This is a genomic window from Amycolatopsis sp. NPDC003676 (genome assembly GCF_053587275.1).
The window spans coordinates 14,386-40,322 of sequence record NZ_JBSFNS010000014.1 but is presented as its reverse complement, the minus strand read 5'-3'; the positions used below and the strand labels follow the sequence as shown (position 1 = coordinate 40,322).

28 protein-coding genes are annotated in these 25,937 nt (G+C 70.9%); 17 read left to right on the top strand and 11 right to left on the bottom strand.

The features are described from left to right. Nucleotides 1–139: 139 nt before the first annotated feature. From ACWDNU_RS11890 to ACWDNU_RS11870, 5 genes are all read right to left on the bottom strand, one after another. The gene (locus ACWDNU_RS11890) at nucleotides 140–820 is read right to left on the bottom strand and encodes a DUF6193 family natural product biosynthesis protein (RefSeq protein ID WP_449668789.1); all 681 of its coding nucleotides are present in this window, start codon (nucleotides 818–820) and stop codon (nucleotides 140–142) included. A gap of 152 nt (nucleotides 821–972) precedes the next feature. Beyond that, a complete protein-coding gene (locus ACWDNU_RS11885; protein WP_449668788.1) occupies nucleotides 973–1,587 on the bottom strand; it encodes a glycosyltransferase in 615 nt (204 codons plus the stop codon). After that, nucleotides 1,557–2,078: a hypothetical protein gene (locus tag ACWDNU_RS11880; protein ID WP_449668787.1), complete on the bottom strand. Its 522-nt coding sequence runs from the start codon at nucleotides 2,076–2,078 to the stop codon at nucleotides 1,557–1,559. The genes ACWDNU_RS11885 and ACWDNU_RS11880 overlap by 31 nt, the downstream gene beginning before the upstream one ends. 218 nt (nucleotides 2,079–2,296) lie before the next feature. Beyond that, the gene (locus ACWDNU_RS11875) at nucleotides 2,297–2,941 is read right to left on the bottom strand and encodes a carbonic anhydrase (protein ID WP_449668786.1); all 645 of its coding nucleotides are present in this window, start codon (nucleotides 2,939–2,941) and stop codon (nucleotides 2,297–2,299) included. An 82-nt stretch (nucleotides 2,942–3,023) separates the two neighbouring features. Further along, complete coding sequence (locus ACWDNU_RS11870) at nucleotides 3,024–3,188, bottom strand: hypothetical protein (RefSeq protein WP_344273237.1); 165 nt, start codon at nucleotides 3,186–3,188, stop codon at nucleotides 3,024–3,026. 272 nt (nucleotides 3,189–3,460) lie between these two features. Between ACWDNU_RS11870 and ACWDNU_RS11865 the strand changes: the two genes are divergently transcribed. Then, nucleotides 3,461–3,907 carry a hypothetical protein gene (locus tag ACWDNU_RS11865; protein WP_449668785.1) on the top strand — a complete coding sequence of 149 codons (447 nt, stop codon included), beginning with the start codon at nucleotides 3,461–3,463 and terminating at the stop codon, nucleotides 3,905–3,907. 116 nt (nucleotides 3,908–4,023) lie between these two features. On the opposite strand, the gene ACWDNU_RS11860 is transcribed toward ACWDNU_RS11865, so the two are convergent. Further along, complete coding sequence (locus ACWDNU_RS11860; protein ID WP_449668784.1) at nucleotides 4,024–4,503, bottom strand: hypothetical protein; 480 nt, start codon at nucleotides 4,501–4,503, stop codon at nucleotides 4,024–4,026. 68 nt (nucleotides 4,504–4,571) lie between these two features. Here ACWDNU_RS11860 and ACWDNU_RS11855 point away from each other — a divergent pair, with 68 nt between their 5' ends. The 3 genes from ACWDNU_RS11855 to ACWDNU_RS11845 all read left to right on the top strand — a co-directional run bounded on the left by ACWDNU_RS11855 (nucleotide 4,572) and on the right by ACWDNU_RS11845 (nucleotide 6,501). Further along, entirely contained in the window at nucleotides 4,572–5,231 is a 660-nt protein-coding gene (locus ACWDNU_RS11855; RefSeq protein WP_449668783.1) for a hypothetical protein, read from the top strand. Between the two features lie 139 nt (nucleotides 5,232–5,370). After that, nucleotides 5,371–5,796: a hypothetical protein gene (locus tag ACWDNU_RS11850; protein WP_449668782.1), complete on the top strand. Its 426-nt coding sequence runs from the start codon at nucleotides 5,371–5,373 to the stop codon at nucleotides 5,794–5,796. Nucleotides 5,797–5,997: 201 nt separating this feature from the next. Beyond that, complete coding sequence (locus tag ACWDNU_RS11845; protein WP_449668781.1) at nucleotides 5,998–6,501, top strand: hypothetical protein; 504 nt, start codon at nucleotides 5,998–6,000, stop codon at nucleotides 6,499–6,501. 3 nt (nucleotides 6,502–6,504) lie between these two features. On the opposite strand, the gene ACWDNU_RS11840 is transcribed toward ACWDNU_RS11845, so the two are convergent. Beyond that, nucleotides 6,505–6,906: a nuclear transport factor 2 family protein gene (locus ACWDNU_RS11840; protein WP_449668780.1), complete on the bottom strand. Its 402-nt coding sequence runs from the start codon at nucleotides 6,904–6,906 to the stop codon at nucleotides 6,505–6,507. 31 nt (nucleotides 6,907–6,937) lie between these two features. On the opposite strand from ACWDNU_RS11840, the gene ACWDNU_RS11835 reads away from it, so the two are divergent. Then, on the top strand, nucleotides 6,938–7,828 hold the full coding sequence (locus tag ACWDNU_RS11835; protein WP_449668779.1) for a helix-turn-helix domain-containing protein: 891 nt from the start codon (nucleotides 6,938–6,940) through the stop codon (nucleotides 7,826–7,828). Between the two features lie 11 nt (nucleotides 7,829–7,839). On the opposite strand, the gene ACWDNU_RS11830 is transcribed toward ACWDNU_RS11835, so the two are convergent. Next, complete coding sequence (locus tag ACWDNU_RS11830) at nucleotides 7,840–9,024, bottom strand: epoxide hydrolase family protein (RefSeq protein ID WP_449668778.1); 1,185 nt, start codon at nucleotides 9,022–9,024, stop codon at nucleotides 7,840–7,842. 298 nt (nucleotides 9,025–9,322) lie between these two features. On the opposite strand from ACWDNU_RS11830, the gene ACWDNU_RS11825 reads away from it, so the two are divergent. From ACWDNU_RS11825 to ACWDNU_RS11810, 4 genes are read left to right on the top strand one after another with little or no spacing between them, the layout of a single operon-like run. After that, nucleotides 9,323–10,978, top strand: coding sequence for a hypothetical protein (locus tag ACWDNU_RS11825; RefSeq protein ID WP_449668777.1), 1,656 nt, complete (start codon nucleotides 9,323–9,325; stop codon nucleotides 10,976–10,978). Between the two features lie 22 nt (nucleotides 10,979–11,000). After that, a complete protein-coding gene (locus ACWDNU_RS11820; RefSeq protein WP_449668776.1) occupies nucleotides 11,001–11,399 on the top strand; it encodes a DUF6389 family protein in 399 nt (132 codons plus the stop codon). Continuing rightward, nucleotides 11,396–11,569: a hypothetical protein gene (locus tag ACWDNU_RS11815; protein WP_449668775.1), complete on the top strand. Its 174-nt coding sequence runs from the start codon at nucleotides 11,396–11,398 to the stop codon at nucleotides 11,567–11,569. The genes ACWDNU_RS11820 and ACWDNU_RS11815 overlap by 4 nt, the downstream gene beginning before the upstream one ends. Continuing rightward, the gene (locus ACWDNU_RS11810; RefSeq protein WP_449668774.1) at nucleotides 11,566–11,739 is read left to right on the top strand and encodes a hypothetical protein; all 174 of its coding nucleotides are present in this window, start codon (nucleotides 11,566–11,568) and stop codon (nucleotides 11,737–11,739) included. Before ACWDNU_RS11815 ends, ACWDNU_RS11810 begins: the two co-directional genes overlap by 4 nt. 41 nt (nucleotides 11,740–11,780) lie before the next feature. Here ACWDNU_RS11810 and ACWDNU_RS11805 read toward each other — a convergent pair whose 3' ends face one another. Then, entirely contained in the window at nucleotides 11,781–12,404 is a 624-nt protein-coding gene (locus ACWDNU_RS11805; protein ID WP_449668773.1) for a transglycosylase SLT domain-containing protein, read from the bottom strand. Between the two features lie 94 nt (nucleotides 12,405–12,498). Here ACWDNU_RS11805 and ACWDNU_RS11800 point away from each other — a divergent pair, with 94 nt between their 5' ends. After that, complete coding sequence (locus ACWDNU_RS11800; RefSeq protein WP_449668772.1) at nucleotides 12,499–13,473, top strand: alpha/beta hydrolase family protein; 975 nt, start codon at nucleotides 12,499–12,501, stop codon at nucleotides 13,471–13,473. A 53-nt stretch (nucleotides 13,474–13,526) separates the two neighbouring features. Here the strand turns inward: ACWDNU_RS11800 and ACWDNU_RS11795 are convergent, their stop codons facing one another. After that, entirely contained in the window at nucleotides 13,527–14,459 is a 933-nt protein-coding gene (locus ACWDNU_RS11795; protein ID WP_449668771.1) for a LysR family transcriptional regulator, read from the bottom strand. Nucleotides 14,460–14,559: 100 nt separating this feature from the next. Between ACWDNU_RS11795 and ACWDNU_RS11790 the strand changes: the two genes are divergently transcribed. Then, nucleotides 14,560–15,396, top strand: coding sequence for an SDR family oxidoreductase (locus tag ACWDNU_RS11790; protein WP_449668770.1), 837 nt, complete (start codon nucleotides 14,560–14,562; stop codon nucleotides 15,394–15,396). An 18-nt stretch (nucleotides 15,397–15,414) separates the two neighbouring features. Here ACWDNU_RS11790 and ACWDNU_RS11785 read toward each other — a convergent pair whose 3' ends face one another. After that, complete coding sequence (locus ACWDNU_RS11785) at nucleotides 15,415–19,377, bottom strand: Pls/PosA family non-ribosomal peptide synthetase (RefSeq protein ID WP_449668769.1); 3,963 nt, start codon at nucleotides 19,375–19,377, stop codon at nucleotides 15,415–15,417. A 404-nt stretch (nucleotides 19,378–19,781) separates the two neighbouring features. On the opposite strand from ACWDNU_RS11785, the gene ACWDNU_RS11780 reads away from it, so the two are divergent. The 6 genes from ACWDNU_RS11780 (at nucleotide 19,782) to ACWDNU_RS11755 (ending at nucleotide 25,937) form a co-directional block, all read left to right on the top strand. Continuing rightward, complete coding sequence (locus tag ACWDNU_RS11780) at nucleotides 19,782–20,795, top strand: methyltransferase (protein ID WP_449668768.1); 1,014 nt, start codon at nucleotides 19,782–19,784, stop codon at nucleotides 20,793–20,795. 31 nt (nucleotides 20,796–20,826) lie between these two features. After that, the gene (locus ACWDNU_RS11775; protein ID WP_449668767.1) at nucleotides 20,827–21,399 is read left to right on the top strand and encodes a TIGR03086 family metal-binding protein; all 573 of its coding nucleotides are present in this window, start codon (nucleotides 20,827–20,829) and stop codon (nucleotides 21,397–21,399) included. Between the two features lie 146 nt (nucleotides 21,400–21,545). Beyond that, nucleotides 21,546–22,619: a cupin domain-containing protein gene (locus ACWDNU_RS11770; RefSeq protein ID WP_449668766.1), complete on the top strand. Its 1,074-nt coding sequence runs from the start codon at nucleotides 21,546–21,548 to the stop codon at nucleotides 22,617–22,619. After that, nucleotides 22,619–23,860, top strand: coding sequence for a beta-ketoacyl-[acyl-carrier-protein] synthase family protein (locus ACWDNU_RS11765; protein ID WP_449668765.1), 1,242 nt, complete (start codon nucleotides 22,619–22,621; stop codon nucleotides 23,858–23,860). Before ACWDNU_RS11770 ends, ACWDNU_RS11765 begins: the two co-directional genes overlap by 1 nt. Beyond that, nucleotides 23,857–25,077 (top strand): beta-ketoacyl synthase N-terminal-like domain-containing protein, encoded by a 1,221-nt coding sequence (locus ACWDNU_RS11760; RefSeq protein WP_449668764.1) that lies wholly within the window; start codon nucleotides 23,857–23,859, stop codon nucleotides 25,075–25,077. The genes ACWDNU_RS11765 and ACWDNU_RS11760 overlap by 4 nt, the downstream gene beginning before the upstream one ends. After that, nucleotides 25,074–25,937 carry a cyclase family protein gene (locus tag ACWDNU_RS11755; RefSeq protein WP_449668763.1) on the top strand — a complete coding sequence of 288 codons (864 nt, stop codon included), beginning with the start codon at nucleotides 25,074–25,076 and terminating at the stop codon, nucleotides 25,935–25,937. Before ACWDNU_RS11760 ends, ACWDNU_RS11755 begins: the two co-directional genes overlap by 4 nt.

Genomic DNA, 25,937 nt, shown 5'->3' with positions numbered 1-25,937 from the left:
ATGCCTTGCCGATGCAGGGATTTTCGGTGCTTTCGGCATCGAGCCGACTTTCGTAGGGAATGTCCCGGCTGCCGTACGAATGTCGGAAAAGTTCGCCCGGGAATGACCGGCCGGCCCGCGGGCGCGGCGCCTCCGGGCGCTATTCCTGAGCGATCGCGTCGAGCACGGCGAGGGCGAGTTCGACACTGCCCGCCGCGTCGGCCGCTCCGGCTTCCTTCCGCCCCGGGCCGTACACCCGGCAGCGGTCGTCGCCCAGCGGCTCTGTCCAGAGGCCCACCGCTTTGGTGTAGCGGACCGCGGGCCGGAAACTGAGATTGTCATGGGAGGTGAACGGATACAGCGCACGCAGCCGCGGTTGCCGGGCGGCGGCCGCGAGGAACGAGTGGAGTGCTCTCAGGCGAGCGGCCTGCCATGGGTTGGCGAGGTGCTGCTGCCACGTGAACTCGATGCCTTCGCCGCGTTCGCAGGCCTCGGACCAGGGACTGAACTCCGCGAAGGGGCACGCGGCATTGAGCTGCCGGACCGGAACGCCGCTCAGCCAGATCCGGATCGACTCGGCGACGGCGGCCAGGTCCGCCGTGCTCCCGTGCGCCAGCTGGACTCCGGATGCCCAGAACTGCAGGGCGAATACTCGTTCTTCGCTGCCCATGCCGACGTCGACGCTGCGGTCTTCGTCGTGCACGACAGCGGCTACGTCGCGCCACCCGGGCGACGACAGGAGACGAGCCTCAAGGTCGTGACCCGCCCGGTCGAATTCGCGCTGCAGCGCGATCTGGAACGACGACGCCTCGGCGATGTCCGGGTACAGACTCCAGTCCACCAGATTCCCCCAGAAGCAGCTGTTCTCCCGGTTTACCGGATACGGGCGGAGTGGGTGGCGGCTGGCCGATCGCGGAGAACGTCGGTGCGTTGGCGGGCACCCGCTCGTCGACGCGACCGCCGGGAAGATCACCGTCGGCAGGAAAACCCTTGCTACGACTGGGCAATCGCGGCGATCACGGTGCACGGATCGGGGCGGTCGGCGATCTCGGCCGCGACCTTCCGAGCCTCGCGGCGATAGGCGCTGTTCTCGAGCGCTTCCGCCACGGCTGCACGGATTCCGGCCGCCGAGTCCACCGTGATCGACGTCCGGGACGCGGCCGCGCGGGCGGCGTTGGTCGGCTGGTCGGCCCCCTGCGGCCAGAGCACCATGGGGAGTCCGTGCGCCAGGGTGCCGAGAATGGTGCCGACACCGCCCGCGCCGACCGCCAGATCGGCCCGGTCGAGCAACTGGCCCAGCGGCACGAAGGGCACGTACTGCACACGCGGGTCGGCTTGGATCTCCTGGCTCGCGGTGGGATGCCGGAGCGACGAGCCGAGCGTGGCGAGGACGTTGGCCCCGCCGTCGGCGACCGCCGCTACGGCCGTGGAGAGCACGTCCGGGTCGGAGAAGATGGTGCCGAACGTGACGAGCACCGTCGGCCTGCCGGGAGTGTCGAATTCGGACAGTTCCAGCGCGACGTCCTTCGCCCGGCGGTGCGCCTGCGGCCGGACCGGCCGCACCAGGGAGGCAGGGCCTAGTCCGGATCCGGCAGCTGCGGCGGGCATGGGTCGAGATAACTCGCGGCCGGGGCCGGGCAGTCGCGGCGGGCCGAGGCCGCGCGATCGATCTCGTCGCTGATCACCGCCGGGAGCGCTGGTCCGATTCCGGCGCGGTGCCAGGCGATTCCCAGCCGGGCGGCGACGGTGGGGCCGACGGCATCGAAAGGCTCGGCGATAACCAGGTCCGCGTGCCAGTCGGCGGCTTTGTCGATGCTTTCGGCGAGGCTGAGGTCGACGCGTGCTCCGCCGATGACCGCGGGCGTCGGATGGAACACGTCGGCTCCGGTGCGGCGGGCCGCTTCCTCGGAGAACTCGCCTGACATCGCTCCGGCGTCGAGGAATTCGACCTCCGGGGGAAGTTCGGCCGTGATCGCGGACCGGAATCCGGCGCTCGACAGCAAGCCGACTGAGTGCCCGGCTTCGACCGCCGCCTGCATGAGCGGAACCAACGGCAGGATGTGGCCGAAAGCGGGGGTCGCGCTGACGAGAAGCTTCATGGCATCGTCCGTCCTTCGAAGCGGCACCCGTTGTGTCGCAGGGAATTCCGGCGGGCGTCGCTGGCTTCAGCGATGACCTTATGCCTGGTGAAGGACGGCGAGGGGCGAAACCGTCGCGGAGTTGCCTGTTGCGCGCACAGACGCTGCTCGAAAGACCGGTCTGTCCACATTAGACTTCGCCGCCTCGCAGGCGATCGCGAGGCGGCGAAGGGGTTCGCTCAGGCCGGGGAGCTGGCGGCGGGCACGTCGATGCCGTGTGCGGCCACGACTTCGGCGCTTCCGTCGGCCAGGCGGTAGCGGAGGCCGACGACGGCGGCGCGGCCGTCGGCGACGCGGTCGGCGAGTACGCGGGAGCGGTCGAGCAGCAGGTCGACGGTGTGTTTGACGTGCTCGGCGAGGATTTCGTGCGGTTCGACCCGGCCCGCCGCCCGGGCGGCGAGGACGCTGGGGGTCACCTTCTCGACGACGTCGCGGACGTAGCCGACCGGCGCGAGCCCGTCCTCGAGTGCGGCGCGGGCCGCGCCGACGGCGCCGCAGGAGTCGTGGCCGAGGACGACGACGAGGGGGCAGCTCAGCAGGTCGACGCCGTATTCGATGCTGCCGAGGACTTCGCCGCCGATGACCTGGCCGGCGGTGCGCACGACGAAGAGGTCGCCGAGGCCGCGGTCGAAGATGATCTCGGCGGCGAGGCGGGAGTCGGAGCAGCCGAACAGGACGGCGAAGGGGTGCTGGTTCGGTGCGATCGCCGCGCGCCGGGCCGCGTCCTGGTTGGGGTGTTCCGGGGCGCTGGTGACGAAGCGCTGGTTGCCGGCCATGAGCAGGTCGAACGCTTCCTGCGGGGTCGGCGGTGTCGTGTCGGCCATGGCTTCAGCCTAAGCCGGGAAGGGCCGGCCCGGGTGTTGCGATCGTCTCGCCGCCGGGAGGTTTCGACGCGGGCCGGAGCGGTTAGCGTCCGCGGCCCAGCGCCTCCCGTTTGACGAATCCGACCAGCGCGGTCGCCACGAACAGGACCGCGCCGACCACGATCAGCCAGAACAGGCCCTTGATCACCACCCCGAGCACGATGCACACCAGCCAGATCACCAAAAGCAGACCGAGCAGCGCCAGCATGGGGGTCCTCCTGACCGTCGCCGGGAATTGCGGTTCACCCGACGGGTACCCCGGCGCGCCCGGACCATGCGGCCCCGATCGCGCTGACGACGCCGGGACCCCTCCCGCCGGGGCCGGGCACTCTTGCCGCCGACGAGCTCGGCTCAGGAACGGAGCGCCCAGTGCCCGGACAGCGATGCGCAACCACTTCTCCGCAGGGACTGGGTCAACGGCGCTTCACCAGGCTGACCTCGGCGCAGCTCGCGGGGAGGCCAGGTCGCGTCCGGCTCCTCTTGACGGTTGTCGGCACTGCGGCTGTGCTGGCCGCCTGCGGCTCAGCGCCGCCCACTGCCGCGCCCGCCAGCCGCGCGGCGAGCGCACCGTCGTCGAGCCCGTCTGCCTCGGGGTCCGACACGCCGCCCGCGCCGATCAAGGCAGACCCGAAGTACCTGCCGAGCTGGATGCGGGACGCGACCGAGAACCCGTCCGACACGGTGGCCCAGGACTTCGCTGCGGCCGCGATGACCCGCTTAGAGAGCGATCTCGTCCACCGCGGGCTGGGGTCCTTGCAGGAACTGCCCGACTTCCCGCAGCGCGCGGTGCGGCAGTGCACCGCGCTCAACGCCCGCCTGCCCGACCCGGACGGCGAGGCAGTCCGGAGTTTCAGCACTCCGCGGCATCCGGTGAGCCGGGCCGAGGGCACGCGGATCAACGCGGCCATTCGCCGGGACTGCACCTGATCCACAGCAGGCAACGGAGGCGTGGTTGGACCGGTTCCGGCCCTAGGTTTCGGCTGAGCAGCGCGGATCGCTGGCGATGATCGGGCGTTTCAGCGGATGTGGCGGAATCCGCCCCGTCAGCGGTCAGCGACCAGATCCGACCAGCTGCCCGCTTCCAGTTGCGCCAGCAAGTCCTCGGCCATCTCCCCGGCACCGTCGTCCGGGCAGGTCAGGGTCCGCAACGTTCCCGCCGCGCTGCGGATCTCGCGTTCGACCGCGTCGATCAGGTCCACCGGCTGTCCGTCGTGGCCGCGGTAGCTGTCGTATCCGGGCTCCGGGACGAAACAGCCCCACCAGTCCAGCAATGTATTCAACGCTGCGATGCGCGGCTTGCCCGGCCGGTCCCGGACGACGCCGAGCAGGATGCGCACCGCCGGGATCGCGGCCGGGTACAGGGTCCCGCCATGGTCGTTGCCGACTGCGGCGACCAAGCGGCGGACCGCCGAGGCGGCGTCGTCCGCAGACGCTGACTTGGCCAGATCTCTCGCAGCGGCAGCGGCTTCCGCCGGCCGGTACCACGTCGGTCCAGGCAGTGCGTGCCAATCCCGGGAGTCCATCGCGTCACCGTACTCACGACATCGGCGTTGGCCCCAGCGCCGACCAGCTGATCCGCTATCTTTCGCCCGTGGATATCGAGGTGGTGGAGGGCACCCTGGTCGAGGTGCCGACCAGCGAGGTCACGGGCATGGACCGGCGGGCGTTCGGCGAGTTCGTCGGGCCTCGGGGAGAGCTGGCGTCGTACGCGCTCGGCTGGACTACCGGGGCGGACCCGCACGTCGCTCGGCTTTCGGTCGGGATCGGGGCGGGCAATCCGGGCGGCGGGACCTTCCACGCGGTCGTCTTCGACGACGGGGACGGGCACGCGTTCTCCTTGGTCGACGACCCGTTCGAGCGCGTCCCGGAGGGCGGCCCGCACCTGACCGCGGAGAAGGCGCGCGCGCACGGCGACCTGCCGTTCGTCTGGGCGGTCGCCGATCTGGTCATGGAGCGCGACCGGCGGGCCTGGTGGCTGCTGCATTGGCTGCTGGGCACGCCGTGCGTCCAGAGCGCCGAGGTCTTCGAATGCCGCGAGCCGATTCTGCGGGTCCGGCACGGCGACGACGGCGTCTGGCATCTTCTCGGTGCCTCGGACCTCGACCGCGGCACCGCCAAGACCGGGCACCTGCACCACGCCATCGACGAGGAGCAAAGCCTGCTCGACGTCCTCGACCTGCCGCCCGGCGGCAGCGCGGTCCGGACGAACGCCGGGAGTCCGTGGGAGACCGACGGTTCCACTACCCGGTGAACAGGGCTGGCGTGATCGACTTTTCCGGCGAATAGTTCAGTGAAGGCCTTGAGTCCCCTCAGGAAGTGACGTCCGGCGGTGGGCGTTCCCGCCCGTCGCGGGGTGGAATCGGGAAAGGGCGCGGGGGAGGAGCCGGGCGATGGACGACGTCGAGCTGACGCACCGCGAATGCGTCCGCCTGCTCCGGTCGCCCGAACGCGGCCGCCGCGGCATCGTCGCGATCGACGGCCGCAAGCCGGTCCCGCGCGTCTGCCTCCTTCTCGACGCGGGCGACGTGCTGATCCCGACCGGCCCGGACAGCGGGCTCGTGCGCGCGGCGGCGATGCGCCCGGTCTCGCTGGAATTCACCGACCTGGACAAGGACGGGCGGCCGCGGTGGACGGTCCGCGGGATCGGCCTCGCGCGGCCGATGACCGGGCTCGACGTTCCGCGTCCGGTGCCGCACAGCACCGTCCTCGCGGAGATGCCGGACGCGTTCCGCAACGGCGTCCGGGTCGCGGTGGCCCGTTATCGCGGGAACCGGTCCGCGAGCGGGGTCGTGATCCCGGCCCCTCGCGAGGGTTGAGCGGGAGCGGCGCTCGATAACCATTCGGCGACACCGTTCTCAGGCTCCGCCAGGCTGGTTGCGACCAGATATGATGCATTTGCCTGAAATCGGTTGTTCCTGCGTTTCGTGCACTGCTGGTGTCCGACGCGAACGGCTGAGTGATCAGGGGGGACTGCGAGGCGAACGCTTCGCGGAAGTGTCATTCAGCCGGAAGGAACCATGAGAACTACTGTCAGGACGTTGAAGTTCGTCGCGATATGGCTCCTCGGCGCCGGAGCGGTGCTGCTGGGCCTGGGATTCCTCGGCGAGATCACCGCGCCGCCCAACGGCGGCGCCAATATCGGCGCGGCCGCCGCTTTCACTTTCGGAATGTGCTGCACCGCGTTGGGGCTGGCGGTCGGCGTGGCGGCGGCGGTGACTTGGCGGCGGGTCCCCAAGGGCGAGCGGGGCCCCGCCGGCCCTTTGCTGCCTTGGGAACACCGTCTCCGGCGCTTCACCGCGGCCGCGGTGATCATGATCGCTGCCGGGGCCGTCCTGCAGAGCGCGGGGATCATCGCCCTCCTTCAGCAAGCCGTGCACTCCGACCGGCGCGGTGCTTATGCGATCTACTTCGTCGGCCTTGGCAGTGCCGTTTTAGGTTTGCTCGCCGGGATTCCGTACGCGATGTTCTGGCTGTCCTGGCGGAGGACCGTCGCCCATCTCCGGCTCTCGGGCCGCGCGTAGCGGTCAGGCGGGCCGCATTGTCCGTATGGTGCGCTCGACTTCCCAGAAGGCCCGCACGGCGGCGATCTTGCCCGCCTCGTCCACCCGGTAGACGAACACGCCCTCGGCCTCGAGCACCTGTCCGTCGTGCTGGCTGCGGACGTGGCCGGTGAAGGCGACTTCGTTCCCGCACGCGAAAGAATCGTCGAAGAGGAACTCGATCGACTCGTTGGGCGCGATGGCCTGGTCCCAGAACGCCGAGATGGCGTCCCGGCCGCGGTGCCCGTTGCCGTCCGGGTCGAAGTGCGAAGGGCCGACCGGGTCTTCGACCAGGGCGTCCGCGGCGAACAGGTCAAGCCACGCCGCCTTGTCCCGCCTTCGGACGGCGGCGTGCAAGGCTTGGGCGGCGGTGCGTGCGGCGGTCATGGAACCTCCTGGGGTCGATAGCCTGTGGACCATGGTGTTCGACTCCACGCGGCTGGACCTCCAGCCGTACGCCGGGTTCGAAATGGGCCGTTACGTCCGGCGGACGTATTGCAGCTGGGAGGACTCCGGCTGGGAATCCTTGCTCGTGCAGCGGTTCGAGCACGTCCCGGTGGCCGAGGACATGGAACTCCCGGCCGCGGCCGATCTGCACCTGGTGTTGCCGACCAAGGGACGCGCGGTGCTGGAGACGCGGCGAGGCGGCCCGTGGAGGCGAAGTCCGTGGATGCCGGGGCGGGTCGAGTTGATGCCGCCGGATCAGCCCGCCGTGCGCCGCTATCGGGCGGACGGGGTGCTGAACAGCGTGCAGGTCCACATTCCGCGGGCCACCGTCGATGCGACCGCGGCCCAGCTCGGCGGCGCCGCGGTGGACTTCGCCGCGATGGCCGCGTCGTTGACGGCGGGGGATCCGCTGGTCGAGGAAATCATCCGAGCCCTCGGCGGCGCGAGCGAAGCCGACGATCTCTACGCCGAGTCCGCGGCGGCGTTCCTGACGATGCAGCTGCTCATCCGCCATGCCCGGCTGTCCGCCGGGACGCAGCCGAAGCGGGAGCATCCGCGGGTCCGGGCGGTGGTCGCGGCGATGCGCGAGCGGCTCGCCGAGCCGATCACCCTCGCCGACCTCGCCGGCGAGGCGCACCTGAGCGTCTACCACCTCGTCCGGGTCTTCAAGGAAGCGACCGGGGCGACGCCGTACCGGTATCTGACCCGGTTGCGGATCGACGAAGCGAAACGGCTGTTGCGCGACACCGATCTGACGATCGCCCAGATCGCCGGGCGATGCGGCTTCGCGAACCCGGCGGTGCTGTCGACGGCTTTCCTGCGGCACACCGGAATGCGGCCCTCGGCGTACCGCGATTCTTGACCGGGACGGCATCAGGAACCGGTTCGCGTGTGCCGGAACGCTTCCCTGATCTCCGACACCAGCAGATCCGGCTGCTCAAGGCCGGGGAAATGGCCGCCGCGGTCGAGTTCGTGCCAGGAGCGCAGATCGAGGTACCGGCGTTCGGCCCAGTGCCGGACGGTCGGCCAGGGATCGGCCGGGAAAATCGAGCAGGCGGTCGGGACGGTCACCGGTTGCGCGTTCTCCGCTTCGGCACTGCGCGGCACCCAGCGCATCGCCTCCCAGTACCACCGGGACGACGAGGCGCCAGTGCCGGTCAGCCAGTACAGGGCGATGTTGTCGATCTGCTGCGAAATGCTTACGCCGCCGCCGATTTCGGGCCGATTGTCGGCGTAGGCGGCGAATTTCTCGCCCAGCCACGCGGCCAGCCCGGCGGGGGAGTCGAGCAGCGAATAGCCCAGGGTCTGCGGGCGGGTGCTCATTTGCATCCCGAAGCCGTAGCCGTCGGTCAGGTGCAGGGCGCGCCGGTCGAGGACGCGTTGTTCGGCGGGGCTGGGCGCGAGCAGATCGTCGGGCATCGGCGAGGCCACCGGCATCGTCAGGTGCAGACCCGCGACGCGCTCGGGCACGATCCGCGCGAGCTCGGTGCTCACGAACGCGCCCCAGTCCCCGCCGTGCGCGCCGAAACGCGGGTAGCCGAGCACGGTCATCAACTGTGCCCACGCCCGCGCGGTGCGCCCGGGATCCCAGCCCTGCTCCCGCGGCCGGTCGCTGAAGCCGAACCCTGGCAGCGCCGGGATCACCAGGTGGAAGGCGTCGCGCGCGGAACCGCCGTGCGCGACGGGATCGCTCAGCGGTCCGATGACGTTCTCGAACTCGAGGATCGACCCGGGCCAGCCGTGCGTCAGGACCAGCGGCAGCGCTTTCGGTTCGGGGGAACGCACGTGCCAGAACGCGATGCCCAGGCCGTCGACCACCGCCCGGTAGTGGGGGATGGCGTTCCACTGCTCCTGCCGCGCGTGCCAGTCGTGTTCCCGCCAGGCCGTCAGCAGCTTCGCCAGCTGCGCCAACGGGATGCCCTGGGCCGCGTCCGGCACGGTCTCGTGTTCGGGGAGCCGGACCCGGTCCAGTCTCGTCCGCAGATCGGCAAGATCCTCTTCGGCGACGCGGATGGGCGCGGGGCTGGGCAGCGGGTCGTTCGCGGAAATATCGGCCACGAGTGCAACCGTAGGGCCGGGCGGCTCCCGTCTCCATGTCCGAGATTGCTGTGTGCGAGTCGATAATTGCGCTCCGCGCCCGGCGTTGACGGCACACCGGGACGGCCCGCGGGTGTCAATTGTCCCGCCGCGCCAGCAGTGGAAAAGAGCTTCAGCAATTATCTTGTCGATAATTTTCCCTGATGAAAATCGAATGTAACGCCTGGTGTTTCCTTCTCGATTACGAGGCATCGCGGGGCGGCCGGATCTTCGGCGCCTCGAAATGATCAGTCGAACGAATCCCGGGGATGGGAAACGCATGTCGGCAGAAAATGATGTCCGTCTCGAGGATTCCGATGCTTCCGTGCGCGATGCGCGCCGCCGGGTGCGGTGGCCGCTGCTGACTGTCACCGGAGTTGTCCTGCTGGGCTTGTACTCCTGGTGGCTCGGCCCGGTCGCGCTCGTGGCGCCGTGGGACAATTTCATCCTGCTGGACGGCGGCTACCGGATCGCGCAGGGTCAAGTTCCCGGCGCCGATTTCTCGAATGCCATCGGCCCGTTGGTCTATGTGCTCGCTTCGCTCGGCATTCAGCTGCAAGCAGTTCCATCGCTTGCCGCGGTCACGTACGGCTGTTTGCTGTTTCTCCCGGTCGCGGCCGTGCTCGCCGGATATGTTTCCCATCGGCGGTTGCCCGGCGGGTACGCGACCGGATTCACCGTCTTCATGGCATTGCTGGTCATTTCCGTCCGGCCGCCGGGCTACTCGCCGGGCACGACCACGTACGCGATGCTCTACAACAAGTTCGGCTGGCTGCTCTACTCCACGCTCCTGCTCGCCGTGCTGGTCCGGCCGCGCACGCGGCGACCGCTGGCCGACGGTGCCGTCCTCGGTGTTTTGCTCGGACTGCTCGCCTACGACAAGGCGAGCTTCTTCCTCATGGGCGTGGTCGCCGTCGTCCTCGGATTGTTTCTGCGGACCCTCGCCGCGCGGGAGATGCCTGGCCTGGCCGGCGGTTTCGGGCTGATCGTGGTGGTGTTCTGGCTGGGTTTCGGGATCAGTCCGGTCGGTTACGCGGGCGACGTCGCGACGGCGTTCGCGGCACAAGGAAGCGGGAAGCGGCTGAGCATGCTGCTGCACGCCGTCGCGTACAACGCTCCGGTCGGCGCGCTCGCCTTGCTCGTCGTAGCCGGGCTTTTCCTCCTCGCCCGGCGGCGCGGAGAACCGGCTCGGCCGTGGCGCCTGCTCCTGATCACGCTGTTCGTGCTCGGTTCGAGCGTCGTGATCTCGGCCGCCAACAGCCCGGAGAAGTCCGACCTCGCCGCACTTGCCGTCATCCCGCTCGTGCTCGTGGCGGCGCTGAAACCGGAGCTGCCGCGCTGGACCGGAGGAGACGGTCGACGCCGGATTCCGGCGCCGTTGCTCGCCGGGCTCGTCCTGCTGCTCATCGTGACGACGGCGCCGATCGCCGGGAAGGACGCGCTGGCACTCGGCATCAGCGCGTCGCGCCGGGGCCTCGTCGAAGCACCTCCGCAGTCGCAACGGATCACCAGCGCGCACCTCGGCGACTTCGTCGTCCCGCCGGACGCGACCTGGCAAACCGCCTACCGCACCGCCTCCGCCGTTCCAGCGATGCTCGACGACGGACTGGCGTTGCTGCGTCGCCACATCCGGCCCGGCGATCGCGTGGCCAGCATGTCCTTGGCCAACCCGTTCGCCTTCGCGCTCGACCTGGCCCCGGCGACCGGCGGCCCGCTCTGGTGGGACCTGGAGATCAGCTTCGACGAGCGCACTTACCCGCCGGCGGACCAGGTTTTCGGGGACGCGCAGTGGGTCATGGTGCCCAAGCTGCGGGCCGGGCAGGGCTGCTGCCAGGACACTGTCGAGACGATGGCCCGGATCTACGGCGGCTATCTGGCGCAGCACTTCCGGATGGCCGAGTCCACAGCGGACTGGACGCTTCTGGCCCGTTCCTGACCTTCGGCGATAAGCTCGGCCCGTGGACACGGGTGATTACCGGGCCGCGGTGACCGGGATCCTCGGCTCCGCGGCACAGGAAACTTCCGCCAGGCTGGAGCGGTTCTGGACCGCGGCGGGCGCCGAAGGCATCGTGATCGACGTCTTCGTGGACCAGGACGGCGAAGGCCCGTTCGACGTCTGGGCCCGGTTCGAAGGACCCGACGCGTTCGCGCTCGACCGCCGGTTCGACGACGATCGGCACCTTTTCGGCGTGGAGTGGGGTGAAGACGGCTGGGCGCCCGCGGTTCCGCCGCGTCCGCGCGGTTGGACGCGCGACGACCTCGAAGCGGCCGTCGTCGAGGTCGTCACGGAGTGGCTCACGCCGCTGATTCCCGCCGAGGCGCCCGAGGGCTTCTGGCGGATCGGTACCTTCGCGTGAGCGGGGGGCTTCCGGGCCGCCCGTCCTTCCGGACTGTCTACGGCGGACCGGCGATCCCGCTCGACGAACTCGTCACCCGCGTGGCGGCGCGCGTTCCCGACTTCGACCCGGAATCCGAGCGGGCCCGGTTCGCGTTCCTTTACGGCGCCCCAGACGCTGCGCCATCATGACGCACCCAGACACCGTGACCTACGACGGTCTCCCGGCGGCCTCCGGACGCGCGCACGCGCTGCGCACCCGCAAGCCGTCGGCGGCCCGAACCGAACCGAGCGCACGCACCGGGAATGGGGCGTCCGGGAAAGACCGATGGGCCGCGACGACAACGGGTATCGCTCGGTAAAGATTCCTTCGCCGAACCACTAGGCCCGCTGAGGGAGTTGTTCAGGACTCGCCGAGCGACTGCCCGGCCTTGGCCCAGTTCCCGCGCAGAGTGTCCAAATAGGACTGTGCCTGCGGGCCGGGTTTGGTCCCGCGCGCGAAGGTCTTCATCGCGGCGGGCCCCGCGTTGTAGCCGAGCGCGAGCAGTTCGTCGGAGGTGATCGAGCCGGACCGGTGCGGGGGCAGTTGCGCGGCCAGGTCGTGCAGGTACCAGGCTTCGGCCTGGATCGCGAGGTCTGGGTCGTCCGGCAGCTGGTCCCACGAGCGCCCGGCGAACGCCCGGCCCTTCTTCGTGGCGTTGAAAGTCGCCTCGTGCATGTTCGCGACCCCGAACGCCGCTCCCGGTTTCATCCGCTGCCAGGCGCGTTCGAGACCCGGGTCGTGCGGTTTGTACGACTCGTTGAACAGGATCGCCATGACCAGCCGCGGCGACACGCCCGCCTCCTGCGCCCGCGTCCGCGCCGTCGGGGCGAACCGTGCGGTGTCCTGGTTTCCGCCGAGCGCGGGGGAGGAAGCCTGCGTTGTCGGGGTCGCAGGTGCGGTTTCCGGCTGGGTCAAGGTGCCGGTGCAGGCGGCGAGGCACAGTCCCGGCACCGCCGCCGCCAGCCATCTTCGCCAATTCCGCATCGTGTCCGCCTTCCTCCTCGATGCTTCCACCTTGGCAGAAGACGGGCGGCCGACGCTCATGAGTCCTTGACACTTCTTCGGCACCCTGTGCGGCATGACCTTCCTTCGCATGGCCGTCGCCGCGCTGGCGCTGGCTTTGGTGACGATCCTGGCACCGCAGGCATCAGCCGCGCCGGGCGTCGGCGTTGTCGAGTACAACCTCGGCGACCAGGCTTTCCGCGATCCCACCGTGTCCGTGCCGATGGAGCTGGCCGCCGTCGTGCACTATCCGCGCGATCTCGGCGGCCGGCCGCATCCGCTGATCGTGCAGGAGCACGGCAGCTGGTGGAGCTGTGTGGACCCGGTCGCGAAGGCGCCGGGCGGCGACTGGCCCTGCCCGGCGGGGCAGCGGACCCTGCCGAGCTACCGCGGCTACGACTACCTCGGAGAGAAGCTGGCCGAACGGGGTTTCGTCGTCGTGTCGATCAGCGCCAACGCCATCAACGCGCACCTCCTCGGCGACGAGGGCTACTTCGCCCGTGCCCACCTGGTCAACAAGCACCTGGAGCTGTGGCGCGACCTCGCCCGCGGCGAAGGACCCCTGGCGAGCACCCTCGGCCGGTTCCGCGGACACGTCGACCTCTCCCGCGCCGGAACGATGGGCCATTCGCGAGGCGGCAAGGGCGTGATGTGGCAGGCCTCCGACAAGCACGCGCCCGAGTGGCCCGCCGGTGTCCGGATCCGCGCGGTGGTCCCGCTCGCGCCGGTCTACTTCAACTCCACCGAGGACGACAACAGCGACGTGCTGGTGACCCGCGTGCCGTTCAAGGTGATCGTCAGCAGCTGCGACGGCGCGGTCGGCACCGTGGGGCTGCAGTACGTCAAAGACGCTGCCGGGAAGAATCCCGATGCGAGCTCGGTGACGTTCACCGGGGCGAACCACAACTTCTACAACACCGAATGGTCGCCCGGCAAAATCGGCGGGGAGGACGACGCGCCCGCGAACTGCGTCGGCAAGCTGACGCCGGCTCAGCAGCGCGGCGCCGCGGTTCGTGAGGTCGTGTCGTTCTTTTCTAGCCGCCTGCGGTAGGTCGGGACGGAGCGCGGTAGAGCGCCTCGATCTCTGCTGCGGTGCAGTTCCCGTCATCCACGGCCCTGCACCGCATTCCGGCGGCGACTCCGGATCTCCTCGCCCGCGTGGCGCAGCGCGGCGACCACAGCGGCAGTCTCGGCGTCCGGGTCCGGCGGAGTGACCGCCACAGTCGACCGTCCCGGCCAGGTCGGGTCGTCGACGTCGATGGTGGTCACTCCAGCCGGAATGGACAGGGCGGCGACCTCTGGCACCAGGCATACGCCCAGTCCAGCGGCGACCAGGCCGAGCCGGGCGGGCCAGCCGCGGACGGCGTGGCCGATGACCGGGTCGGCGAGGGTGGGCCAGGCCTGGAACTGGGGGTCGCCGCCGGTGGCTGCGCCGGCGATCCAGGTTTCGCCGGCCAGCTCCGCCACGGGGACGGCAGCGGCGGTCGCGAGCCGGTGGCCGGTGGGTACCGCGACGCACAGGCCGCCAGCGGACACGATCTCCTGTCCGAGGCCGGACAGGTCGTAGTCCGGGAGTCCGGCGCCGACGCCGATGACGGCTAGTGCCAAGCGCCGGGCGCGCAGTTGCCGCAGGAGGGTGGGTGTCGGTCCTTCGGCCAGCGTCACTTCCAGACCGGGGTGTTCGGTGCGCAGGCGCGCGAGGGTCAGGGGGACCAGCACGGCGGTCGCGGCGGGGAAGGCGCCCAGTTTGATCCGGCCGGACAAGCGGTCGTCCAGGGCCGAGAGATCTTGGTGCAGCGCCTCGACTCCGGCCAGGATCCGGCCCGCGTGCTCCATCACGACGGTGCCCGCCGGGGTGAGCCGCACGCCGCGGCCTTCGCGGAGGAACAGCGCGGATCCGGTCGCGGTCTCCATCGCGGCGACTTGCCGCGAGATCGCCGGTTGCGAATAGCCGAGCAGGCGTGCCGCCGCGGTGAACGATCCGGTCAGCGCGATCTCCCGGACTGCCCGCAGGCCGGACACGGTTACTTCACCCATCCGGAAAGCGTATGGGTCCCATCCAAAGCTGTCATCCCGCGCATGGATTTTTGTTGGCATGCTTGAAGTTGTCGAGTCAGGCAGGCAAAAGGAGAAGATCATGTCGAGAAGCTGGTTCGTGACCGGTGCTTCCCGGGGGATGGGCCGGGAACTGGTCGAACAGGTGCTGGCGCGCGGTGACCGGGTCGCTGCCACGTTGCGTCGCCCGGAGCAGCTGGACGACCTCGCGAAACGGTACGGCGACCGCCTCTGGGTGCGGGCGCTGGACGTGACCGACACGCCGCGAGTGCGTGCCGTGGTCGAGGAGGCGTTCGCCGCGCACGGGCGCATCGACGTCGTCGTGTCCAACGCGGGCTACGGCGTGTTCGCCACGGCCGAGGACCTGACCGACGCGCAGATCGACCAGATGATCGCGACCAACCTGACCGGTTCGATCCAGCTCGCCCGCGCGGTGGTCCCGCGTCTGCGAGCGCAGGACGGCGGGCTGCTGATGCAGATGTCGAGCATGGGCGGACAGCTCGCCTTCCCGTCGTTCTCGCTCTACCACGTGACCAAATGGGGCATCGAGGGCTTCTTCGACGCGCTGGCCGCCGAGGTGGCGCCGTTCGGCATCCGCACCACGCTGATCGAGCCGGGCATGGTCCGCACCGGCTTCTTCGACGCGGCGACCCGGGTGCCGGTCAGCGCGCCGTACCGGGGCGGGCCAGCTGATCAGGAGCCGATCCCGGTCGAGGAGATGACCGACAGCCTGGAACGCACGGTCGCGGGCATCATCCGCGCGGCGGTGTCGCCGGAGCCGCCGCGGCGTCTGGTGCTGGGCTCGGATGCTTGGCGTCTGATGACCGGCGTGCTGCGGGAGCGGCTGGCGGAGGTCGAGGCCCAGCGGGAAAACGCGGCCACCGCGGATGTCGAGGACCTGCGCGTCAGCGCGGGCTAGCCAGCCGCTCCGGACGGATCAAGGGCGGGCCCCGGAAATTCCCCGCGCCGGGATGCCGCGCCAAGCAGTCCCCGGGGGAAGCTGTTCTCCCTTCATCACCAGGGACATCGCGTCCACCTCCGTGCGATCGCCGACCACGCTGTCGTACAGCACCACCGAGCGCGCGCCGACGCTCGCGCCGGATCGGACGTCCACAGTGGACATTTTCATCACCCGGTCCTCGAAGAGGTGGGTCTGGAGCGACGTCGCCGGGCCGACGCAGACGTCGTCGCCGAGGCGGACCAGGTCGAATTCGGTCAGGTACGTCGTCGCGATCCAGCAGCGTTTGCCGATCCGCGCGCCGAACAGCCGCAGCAGCGGGCCCAGCAGCGGGGTGCCCGCCAGCGAGCCCAGCAAAGCGGGCACGGCGGCGGTTTCGTACAGCGCGGTCACGAATTCGGTGCGGCGCACGAACCGGCTCCACAGGGGTTCGACGCGCGGCCGGTACCGCCCGACGATCAGCCACTTCGCGGCGGCGACCGCGAGCACCACGCCGAATCCGCTCAGCAGGGCCGCGATCGGGGTCACGAGGACGGCGGCGAGCACGCCGGACGATTTCCCGGCCTGCAGCTGGGCGAGCAGCACGAGGTAGCCGGCCGCGGCGAGCAGGCTGCCGGGGACCACGATCCGGAAGAACTCGATGACCAGCCGTTCCAGGACGCGCAGCCGGGTCGGGCGGAAGATCAGCTCGTCGGCGAACTGGCCGCTGTCCTGGCGGCGGGGGAGCCGGATCGGCGGGGTGCCGAGCCAGGACGTGCCGTCCGGGCTGCCGTCGGCGGGAGCCGCGGTGTGCACGCCGATCAGGCAGCCGTCGCCGACCGTGGCGCCGGAGCGCAGGAACGAGGCGTTGCCGAGGAACGACCTGGTCCCGACTGTCGTTCGGCCGACCGCCACCTGGCCGTGGCAGTACGTCGCGGCCCCGACCGCGGCCATGTCGGCCACGAAGCTTTCCGCTCCGAGCGTGAGCAATCCGGGGTCGAGCTGGGAGGCCGTTGACACCTCGGCGCGCGGTCCGATGCGGGCGCCGAGCGCGCGCAGCCAGCCGGGCGTGTACAGCGTGGAGTAGAGCGAGTTGGTGGCGGCGAGGCTCGCGCCGAGGAGTTTGTCCGTGACCCACTTGCGCAGCCCGAACGAGGAGGCGACGTGCCGCACGCCGGGGCGGGTTACGGGGAGCACGAGCCGTTTGCCGGCGAAGACCACGAGGCACACGGCGGCCGCGGTGACCGGTCCGGCGAGCAGGCACGCCCACCATCCGCCGGCGACGCCGTGCGCGAGATACAGCCAGCTGCCGAGCGCGATGGCGGGAGCGAGGAACAGCAGCGGCAGCAGTTCGATGCACAGCCAAGCTGCCGTGAACCGGGCCTGCAACGCCCGGGACGGGGCTTGCCCGGGTCGGGCGCGCAATGCGGCGACGAGCGGGTCGGTTTCCGCGCAACGCTGAGCGGGAGAACCGGACCAGTACTGCCCGGCCGGGATGCGCTGCCCGGCCGCCGCGGCCGACATTTCCGCGAGACCGGAGCCGACGTCGAGCCGGGCGCCTGGCTCGACGACCGCGTTCGCGCCGACGAAGACCCGGTCGCGCAGCACGACCGGCGCGATCTCGACGCGGTTGCCCCGCACCCGGACGTTCTGCACGTGCGCGCCGTAGCCGACGCTGACGTCCTCGCCGATCGTCAGCAGCGACGGCAGGCCCAGATTCCCGGTCGCGAGCTGGCAGTGCCGGCCCACCCGGGCGCCGAGGAGCCGCAAATACCAGGGCAGCAACGGAGATCCGCTCATCGAGCCGAGCGGGGCCATCGCCAGCAGTCCGCTCACGAGCCACACCCGGAAGTACGCGGCGCTCCACAATGGATACTCGCCCGGCCGGATCCCGCGCGACAGCAGGCGGACACCGGCGATCGGCAGCAGGAACCGCGCGGTCAGGTACAGCACGGGCGCGATCGCCACCAGCAGCCACACGGTGTTGAGCGACAGGACGCCCGCGCTGAGCCCGAGAATCGCCGCGGCCGGTCCGCCGAGCAGCAGGAGAAGCAGGCACAACGCACCGATCTGCGCGGTGCCCCAGCCGAACAGCCGCGCCCGGCCGACGCTCGGGGCCGGCTGGACCGGTTCGCGGCGCGAGTGCGCGGGCGCCCGGTTCGCGAATGCCTTGGCGAGCGCGCGAATCGTGGGGTGGGCGTAAATGTCGGCACCGGACGCGTCCGGTGCCACGCCCCGTTTCCGCAGCAGCGAAACCGCGCGGGCGGCCAGCAGCGAGTGGCCGCCGATGTCGTGGAAGAAGTCAGCGGTCACCGACACCTCGGCGGTGCCGAGCAGCTCTGCCCACACCGCGGCGATCGCTCGTTCCGCGCCGGTTTCCGGGGCCACCGCGGCGACCGCGTGGAACCGGGCCCCGGACGGGCGGGGAAGGCGGCCGCGGTCGACCTTGCCGCTGGGCATCATGGGCAGTTCGGCGAGCGTGTCGACGTAACCGGGGACCATCGGCGCGGGCAGCCGCTGCCGCAGGCTTTCCCGCAGTTGCGCGACGATCGCGTCCCGGTCGTGGGCACCCGGGGTGAACGCGAGGTACGCGACGAGGTCCTCGGTCGGCGCTGCGGGATGCGGGGCGACGGCGGCCACCGCCACCTCCGCGTGTTCCATCAGGACGCTCTCGATCTCCTGGAGGTCGATGCGGTGGCCGCGGATCTTGACCTCGGAATCGGCCCGCCCGAGGTACTCGATCTCGCCGCCGGGCAGCACCCGGCCGAGGTCGCCGGTGCGGTAGAGCCTGCCCCCGCCGGTGATCCGCGGGTCGTCGAGGAACCGGTCGGCGGTCAGGTCCGGCCGGTTCAGGTAGCCGAGCGCGACGCCCGGCCCGCCGATGCAGATCTCCCCGACGGCGCCGTCCGGGACCGGCCGCCGCCGCTCGTCCAGCAGCCGGATCCGGTAGGTCGGCAGGGCGCGGCCGATGGTGACCGGACGGCCGGGAAGCAGTTCGCACCAGGTCGCGGTGACGGTCGCCTCGGTGGGCCCGTAGGTGTTGAGCATCCGGCGTCCCGGCCTGCTCCACCGCTGGACCAGTTCGGCAGGACAGGCCTCGCCGCCGACCAGCAGCGTGCGGATGCCGGGCAGGTCGCGGTCCACAGTGGCCAGTACCGTGGGCACGCAGTACAGGACCGTGATGCGGTGCCGTTCCAGGAAATTCGCGAGACCGGAGCCGATGCGGTCGGCGCCGACCGGCCCCGCGACGAGCGTGGCTCCGGCCGCCCAGGTGGGCCAGACCTCCTCGATCGAGAAGTCGAACGCGATCGTCATGCCCTGGTACACGCGGTCGGTGCGGCGCACGCCGTAGACGTCCGCGACCACCCCGATGAAGTTGCAGATGCTCGCCTGGCTGACCGCGACGCCTTTCGGCCGTCCGGTCGACCCCGAGGTGTAGATGACGTAGCACACCTCGCCGTCGACCGGCCAGAGCTGCGGCCGCGCCGGGCTGGCCCGCATCGCGTCGGCGGCGAGTTCCCCGGGCCGGAGCACCGGGCAGCGGACCGCGCCGGCTGCCGAGGCCAGTTCGGGTGCGACGAGCAGGAGGTCGAGCGCGGCGTCGGCGGCGACGTAGGCGACGCGGTCCGCGGGCGCCGCGGGGTCGATCGGCACGAACGCGGCCCCGGTCTTCAGCACTGCGAGCAACGCGACGTACATCGGCGTCGACCGGGGAATCAGGAGGCCGACCCGGCGGTGCGGGCCGATGCCGCGGCGGATGAGCACGTGCGCGAGCCGGTTCGCGTGCTCGTCCAGCTGACGGTAGGAGAGCTGGTCGCGCCCGCATTCGAGGGCAACGGCGTCCGGTGTCTCGTCGCACGCGCGCTCGAAGAATTCGTGCAACCGCGCCGGAACGGGCGCGCGGCGCGGAACCGGGCGGAGCTGCGCGGTGTCCTCGAGGGAAAGCGACAGTTCCTCGCTCACAAGGTTTCCTTCTGCGGGGGATGGGTGTCGTGCGGTTCGCGCGGGAAATCCGTGCGGCGGAACACAAGCGGCTCGCGATCAGGCTCCGGCGACCGAACCCGATGCCGCGAGCCTGGCCCGCACGGTTTTCCGGCAGGCATGCGGTGTCACGATGACGTGCTCCTCGTTCGCTCGGGACCCCAGGCGCGTCGCAGGCTATGAACGCGACGCTGTGAGAAGCCTGAGTAACCACGATCCGGTGGCCGGGAACACCATCGACCGCCTCTCTCCTCCTCGGAGACGAGCCGACCGCCCCGCCCGTCCTCCTCCGGGACAAGGCACTTTCCTCAACCCGGGCGATGCCGAGACCTCGGACCCAGTGACTGACTGTGGACGCAGGTACCGCGGCGAGAGGAAGAACGGCCATGCCAGGTGTCGAGTTGCCACCGCAATTGGTGGTGCAGCGCTGTATCCAGGGCTTCCAGCTCACTCAGACCGTCTACGCGGCCGCCCGGCTGGGCGTGGCCGACCTCCTCGCCGACGGGCCGTTGACGAGCAACGCACTGGCGGAGGCGACGGACGCGGATCCGGCCGCGCTGCACCGCTTGCTGCTGGCCCTGGTGGCCGCCGATCTGCTCGCGACCGAGTCCGACGGCCGGTTCGTTCTCACTGCCGCCGGGCAGTTGCTGCGCGCCGGCGTGCCCGGTTCGGCGCGCAACCGGGCGTTGTTCTTCGGCGACCACGCGACCTGGAGCGTCTGGGGGTCGCTGCTGCATTGCGTCCAGACCGGAGAACCGGCTTACCCGCACGTCTTCGGGACGGATGTATGGCAGTACCGGGAACAGCATCCGGAAACCGCGGCGCTCTTCAACAACATCATGTCCGAATTGACGGCGATGAGTTCGGCCGCGTTGGTTCGGGCGTACGACTTCGCCTCGGCCGGAACTGTAGTCGACGTCGGCGGCGGGCACGGGCGGATGCTGGCGTCGATCCTCCAGGCGTTCCTGGGCATCCGGGGAGTGCTGTTCGACCTGCCGCGGACGGTGGCGGGGGCCGAGGAGCTCGCGGCGGTGCGGGATCGGTGCGAGGTCGTCGGCGGCGATCTGTTCGGCGAGGTTCCGGCCGGGTACGACACGTATCTGCTGTCCCGCGTGGTGCACGACTGGGACGACGAGCGCACCGTGGACATTCTCGCCCGCTGCCGCCGCGCGATGAAGCCGGACGGCAAGGTCCTGTTACTCGAACGGGTGGTTGCGGGCGAGCCGGATCTGGCGTCCGCGCTGTCGGATCTGACCATGCTGGTGGGCACCGGCGGCCGGGAGAGGACGGGCGACGAGTTCCGTGCCCTGCTCAGCCGGGCCGGGCTGCGCGTCACCGCGCTCACGCCGGTGCTGCACGGGCTCCAGGTGATCGAATCCGTGGCCGCACAGGAGGTTTGACCTCGCCGCGCCCGGGTGGTTCAGTGGCGCGATGACAGAGCTGGCGGGGTTGCTGGACGAGGCCGTCGAGGGATTCGGCGGCCTCGTTCGCGCGGTGGAGCCGGACCAGTGGCGGCTGCCGTCGCCGTGCCCCGACTTCACCGCGCTGGGCGTCGTGGAGCACGTCGTCGAAAGCCTGATCCAGTACGCCGATCTGGTGGACGCCAAGCGATTCGACACCGAGCTGACTGTCGAGCTCGCCGGTGCCGACGTGTTCGCCGCCTACTGGGCCGCGGCCGTCCGGGCGGTCGGGGTGTGGTCGCGGGAAGAAGTGCTCGCTGCCGAGCATCCGATGCCGTGGGGGCCGATGCCCGGCCGCGGCCTGCTCGGCTATCTCGTGCTGGAACACGTGGTGCACGGCTGGGATCTCGCCACCGCCACGGGACAGAAGAGTCCCTTCGGCGACGAACTGGTCCAGGCCGTGGACGGCATCGCACGCGGGCACCGCGAACAGGATCTGCGCCAGCCCTACATGTTCGCGGCCCCGGTGCCCGTTCCCGGCGGCGCGCCGCTGCTGGACCGCCTCGTCGGCTTCCTCGGCCGCCGTCCGTCCACTGTGGACTGACCTCCTCCCGGCGGAGGACGTCCGCCCGCCCGATCTCCTCCCGGCGGTCGCGCTCCCTGCCGACCTGCGGGCGATGCCGGCCGGACCTGTCGGCTGCGAATCTTTTCCCGGTGGGGCGATGAGTCCTGGCGGGAAGGGGATCGGCTGTGGCGGCGACCGAAGACGGCAGTGCGGTGACGGGCGAGGTCGAGGACCTGCTCGGTGCGGTGGGCACGAAGGTCCTGGCGCGGGACGGGCACACCTGCTTCGGCGATCTGGGCGTGGATTCGCTGGCCCGGCTGGAAATCTCGAAACGCGTGCAGGACCGCTACGGCAGCGACATCGAAGACCTGCTGACCGCGGAGACGACCCCGGTCGCGCTGGGCGAGATCATCGGCGGCCTCGCCGCGCCGTGTCCGCCGGCCCGCGTCGAGAATCAGGTGGAGATCGCCGCGCCGATCGGCTACGTGTGGAACGCGGTCAACGACGTCCGCCGCTGGACCGAACTGTTCACCGAGTACGCCGCGGTGGAGGTGCTGGCCGAGGGCGAGAACTGGGTGACCTTCCGGCTCACCCTCAACCCGGACGCGAACGGCGTCAGCTGGTCCTGGGTGTCGCGCCGCCGCTGGAACCGGGACAGCTGGACGGTCCGCGCGTGGCGGATCGAGCGCGGCAACTTCGCATTCATGCGGCTGTGCTGGACGTTCGAGGCGCTGGAGAAGGACCGCACCCGCATGACGTGGGCGCAGGAGTTCCGGATGAAGCCGTCCGCGCCGCTGGACGACGCCGCGATGACGCGTCGGCTAGACACGAACTCCGCGGCCCAGATGGAGATCATCGCCCGCCGGATCGAACAGCGCCGGGGCCGTCGGCGGACCTGGGAGGACACGCCTTCGGTGCGCGGGCGCGGCGGCGACATGCGCACTTTGATCGGGCCGGCGGCGTGCGGATCCGCTTACGGCATCAGCGGATTCGTCGAACTGGCCCCGGGCGAGCGGATCGCCGAGCACCGGCATCCGTACTCCGAGGAGCACTTGCTGGTGGTGTCCGGACGGGCTGAGATCGACCTCGACGGCACGCCGGTCCCACTCGGGCCTCGCGAGGGGCTGCTGGTGCCGCGGGACGTCCGGCACCGGCTGCGCAACGCCGGCGACGGCCCGTTGACGGCGGTGTTCGCGCTGAGTCCGCTGGCCCCTCGCCCGGAACTCGGGCACGTGGACACCGAGTCCGGAGAGCAGTGATGACCCGTCGCACCGCGGTGACCGGCGTCGGCGTCTTCGCGCCCGGCGGCCCGGACCGGGAGGCCTTCTGGCGGCGGGTGCTGTCCGGCCGCCCGGCGATCCGCACGATCACCGCCTTCGACCCGGCGCCCTTCCGGTCCCGGATCGCCGCCGAATGCGACGACGTGCCGGACCTGCACGAGGACCGCTACGTCGCGATGGCGCTGGCCGCCGCGGACGAGGCGGTCGCCGACGCGGCGATCGATCTGTCCACACTGGACCCGTTCGAGGTCGGGGTGAGCATGGGCACCGCCGTCGGCGCGTCGGTCCGGCTGGAGGAGCAGTACGCGCTGGCGAGCGGCAACGGTCGCATGTGGACAGTCGACGGCTCGCGGGTGACCGGCGATCTGTACCCGGCGCTGGTGCCGTCCAGCCTGGCGGCCGAGACCGCGATCCGGCTGCACGCCTGCGGTCCGGTCGTGACGGTGTCCACCGGCTGCACCTCCGGCATCGACGCCGTCGGCCTGGCACATGAGATGATCCTGGACGGCGAAGCCGACGTCGTGCTCGCCGGTGCGTCCGACGCGCCGGTCACGCCGATCACCGCAGCCTCCTTCGACGCCATCCGCGCCACCAGCCCGCTCAACGACGACCCCGCGCGGGCCTCCCGTCCGTTCGACGCCACCCGGGAAGGGTTCGTGCTCGGCGAAGGCGCGGCAGTGCTGGTGCTGGAAGAACTGTCAGCGGCGCGACGGCGAGGCGCGCGCGTGTACTGCGAACTGTCCGGCTACGCGGGCCGTGCCAACTCGTTCCACATGACCGGTCTCAAGCCGGACGGCACCGAGATGGCCGAAGCGATCCGGATCGCCCTGCGGCAAGCCCGGCTCGCACCAGAGCAGATCGACTACATCAGCGCGCACGGCTCCGGCACGAAGCAGAACGACCGCCACGAAACCGCCGCGTTCAAACTGGCCCTCGGCGACCACGCCCGCCGCACGCCGATCAGCTCGATCAAGGCCGTCGTCGGGCATTCGCTCGGCGCCATCGGGGCGATCGAAACGGCTGCCTGTGTACTGGCGATCCGCGACCGCGCGGTGCCGCCGACCGCGAACCTGCGCACCCCGTCGCCCGAATGCGACCTCGACTACGTGCCGCTGGTCGCGCGGGAGCACCGGGTCCGGCACGCGTTGTCGGTGGGCAGCGGATTCGGCGGCTTCCAATCCGCGATGGTGCTGTCGGAGCTCTCGGGCGGGGCCTCGTGAATCCCGTCGTGATCACCGGCCTCGGCGTCGTCGCGCCGAACGGCGTCGGCACGCAGCAGCAGTGGAAAGCCACGCTGGCCAAGCAGAGCGGCATCGCCCCGCTGCCGGCCGAGGTGCACGGCGGGTCCGGGCTGTGCTTCGGCGGGCAGGTGCCCGACTTCGACCCGGACGAGTTCGTCCTTCCCCAGCAACGAGTGCAGACCGACCGGTGGACCTGGTTCTGCCTGGCCGCCGCCCAGTTCTGTTTCGCCGACGCCGAACTCGACCTGGACCGCGCCGACCCCTACTGCCTTTCGGTGGTCACGCCGAGTTCCACCGGCGGCAACGTCTTCGGGCAGCGGGAGCTGCAGTCGCTGTGGTCACAGGGTCCTCGAGCCGTCACCGCCTACCAGTCCATCGCCTGGTTCTACGCCGCCAGCGCCGGGCAACTGTCCATCCGGCACGGTCTGCGGGGCCGCTGCGCGGTGACCGCGGCGGACGGCGCGGGCGGGCTCGCCGCGGCGGGCGCGGCGCTGCGGATGCTCCGCACCGACCCGGGCCAGCGGATCCTCGTGGCGGGCGGCGAAGCGCCGTTCTCGCCTTACTCGATGGTGTGCCACCAGCGGCGGCCCGACCTGAGCCGGTCGGGGGAGTACCAGCCGTTCCGCACTCCGGCCACCGGCGGCGTGCTCGGCGAGGGCGGGGCCGCTTTGCTCGTCGAGACCCTGGAGTCGGCGACCGCGCGGAACGCACCCGGCCGGTACTGCGAACTCGCCGCCGTCGTCAGCACCCACGACGCGCACGACCAGACTCAGGCCCCGCACACTCCCGGCGCGCTCGTCGCCGCGATCACCCGTGCGCTGCGCCGGGCCGACGTCGCTCCGGACGAGGTCGACGTGGTGTTCGCCGACGGCAACGGCGCCGCCGACTGGGACCGCCTCGAACTGGCTGCCCTGCGTGCCTGCTTCGGCGACGGGTTCGCCGACGTGCCGGTCGCGGTGCCCAAAACCATGACCGGCCGCCTCAACTCCGCCGGTGCGCTGCTGGATTTGTGCTGGGCCGCGCAGGCTTTGGCCTACGACATCGCGCCGCCCGCGCTGGGCGGCGCCGACGGGCCGCTGGCGGTGACCGGCGAGCCGTGCTTCGCCGCCGGACTGAACACCGCGCTCGTCATCGCCCGGGGAGCGGGCGGGTTCAATGCGGCGGCCGTGCTCAAGTCGATCGGGGGCCGGGCATGACCACAATGGACAGTGCCGCGACGATCGTCGACCTCAGCATGCCGGTCGCCGACCTTCCGTTCGACCCGGGCGTGGTCCGGATCAAACCGTGGACGCACAAGGACGGTCCGCGCCGGATCGGGCGCAAGGCGGCCTTCTCCCGGCAGTTGCCGCTCCCGACCCGGATGCGGCGCGCGGCGGGGTATCTCACCGGTCGCAGGCGGATCGACGAGCGCAGCTTCCCGGACGGGTTGTTCCTCGGCAACGAATTCCTGACGCTGTCGGTGCACGCGGGCACGCACATGGACGCGCCGTTCCACTATGGACCGACCTGCGAAGGCGGTGCCGCCAAACGGATCCACGAGGTCCCGCTGGACTGGTGCGTAGGCCCGGGCGTGGTGCTGACGCTCACCCACCGCGAGGCGGGCGAGTCGATCACCGCCGACGACCTCGCCGCCGAACTGGACCGGATCGGCCACGAGCTCTCGCCCGGCGAGATCGTGCTGCTGCGCACCGGATCCGACCGGCTGTGGCCGACCCCCGCGTACTTCGGCGGCCACCCGGGCATGACGGTGCCCGCCCTGGAGTTCCTGCTGGACCGCGGGATCAAGGTGATCGGCACCGACGCGGCGGGCTTCGACCTGCCCGCCGGGGTCATGATCGAACGCTATTACCGCACCGGCGACCGGACGCACCTGTGGCCGTGCCACCTGTACGGCCGCCGCCGCGAGTACCTGCAGATCGAGCGGATGGGCGGTTTGGACCGGTTGGTGCGGCCGACCGGTTTCACCGCGTGCTGTTTGCCGATCAACGTCCGTGACGCGGGTGCGGGTTGGGTGCGGCCGGTCGCGCTCGTGCCCGCTGATGCGAGTGAGGGGTGA

What these genes read in the sequence shown, in the direction of transcription:
- ACWDNU_RS11810 (WP_449668774.1), top strand. Translation starts at nt 11,566, where the DNA reads ATGACGCACCCAGACACCGTGACCTACGACGGTCTCCCGGCGGCCTCC.
- ACWDNU_RS11835 (WP_449668779.1), top strand. Translation starts at nt 6,938, where the DNA reads ATGGTGTTCGACTCCACGCGGCTGGACCTCCAGCCGTACGCCGGGTTC.
- ACWDNU_RS11755 (WP_449668763.1), top strand. Translation starts at nt 25,074, where the DNA reads ATGACCACAATGGACAGTGCCGCGACGATCGTCGACCTCAGCATGCCG.
- ACWDNU_RS11840 (WP_449668780.1), bottom strand. Translation starts at nt 6,906, where the DNA reads ATGACCGCCGCACGCACCGCCGCCCAAGCCTTGCACGCCGCCGTCCGA.
- ACWDNU_RS11875 (WP_449668786.1), bottom strand. Translation starts at nt 2,941, where the DNA reads ATGGCCGACACGACACCGCCGACCCCGCAGGAAGCGTTCGACCTGCTC.
- ACWDNU_RS11845 (WP_449668781.1), top strand. Translation starts at nt 5,998, where the DNA reads ATGAGAACTACTGTCAGGACGTTGAAGTTCGTCGCGATATGGCTCCTC.
- ACWDNU_RS11825 (WP_449668777.1), top strand. Translation starts at nt 9,323, where the DNA reads ATGTCGGCAGAAAATGATGTCCGTCTCGAGGATTCCGATGCTTCCGTG.
- ACWDNU_RS11885 (WP_449668788.1), bottom strand. Translation starts at nt 1,587, where the DNA reads ATGCCCGCCGCAGCTGCCGGATCCGGACTAGGCCCTGCCTCCCTGGTG.
- ACWDNU_RS11805 (WP_449668773.1), bottom strand. Translation starts at nt 12,404, where the DNA reads ATGCGGAATTGGCGAAGATGGCTGGCGGCGGCGGTGCCGGGACTGTGC.
- ACWDNU_RS11765 (WP_449668765.1), top strand. Translation starts at nt 22,619, where the DNA reads ATGACCCGTCGCACCGCGGTGACCGGCGTCGGCGTCTTCGCGCCCGGC.
- ACWDNU_RS11780 (WP_449668768.1), top strand. Translation starts at nt 19,782, where the DNA reads ATGCCAGGTGTCGAGTTGCCACCGCAATTGGTGGTGCAGCGCTGTATC.
- ACWDNU_RS11870 (WP_344273237.1), bottom strand. Translation starts at nt 3,188, where the DNA reads ATGCTGGCGCTGCTCGGTCTGCTTTTGGTGATCTGGCTGGTGTGCATC.
- ACWDNU_RS11795 (WP_449668771.1), bottom strand. Translation starts at nt 14,459, where the DNA reads ATGGGTGAAGTAACCGTGTCCGGCCTGCGGGCAGTCCGGGAGATCGCG.
- ACWDNU_RS11790 (WP_449668770.1), top strand. Translation starts at nt 14,560, where the DNA reads ATGTCGAGAAGCTGGTTCGTGACCGGTGCTTCCCGGGGGATGGGCCGG.
- ACWDNU_RS11850 (WP_449668782.1), top strand. Translation starts at nt 5,371, where the DNA reads ATGGACGACGTCGAGCTGACGCACCGCGAATGCGTCCGCCTGCTCCGG.
- ACWDNU_RS11800 (WP_449668772.1), top strand. Translation starts at nt 12,499, where the DNA reads ATGACCTTCCTTCGCATGGCCGTCGCCGCGCTGGCGCTGGCTTTGGTG.
- ACWDNU_RS11775 (WP_449668767.1), top strand. Translation starts at nt 20,827, where the DNA reads ATGACAGAGCTGGCGGGGTTGCTGGACGAGGCCGTCGAGGGATTCGGC.
- ACWDNU_RS11880 (WP_449668787.1), bottom strand. Translation starts at nt 2,078, where the DNA reads ATGAAGCTTCTCGTCAGCGCGACCCCCGCTTTCGGCCACATCCTGCCG.
- ACWDNU_RS11860 (WP_449668784.1), bottom strand. Translation starts at nt 4,503, where the DNA reads ATGGACTCCCGGGATTGGCACGCACTGCCTGGACCGACGTGGTACCGG.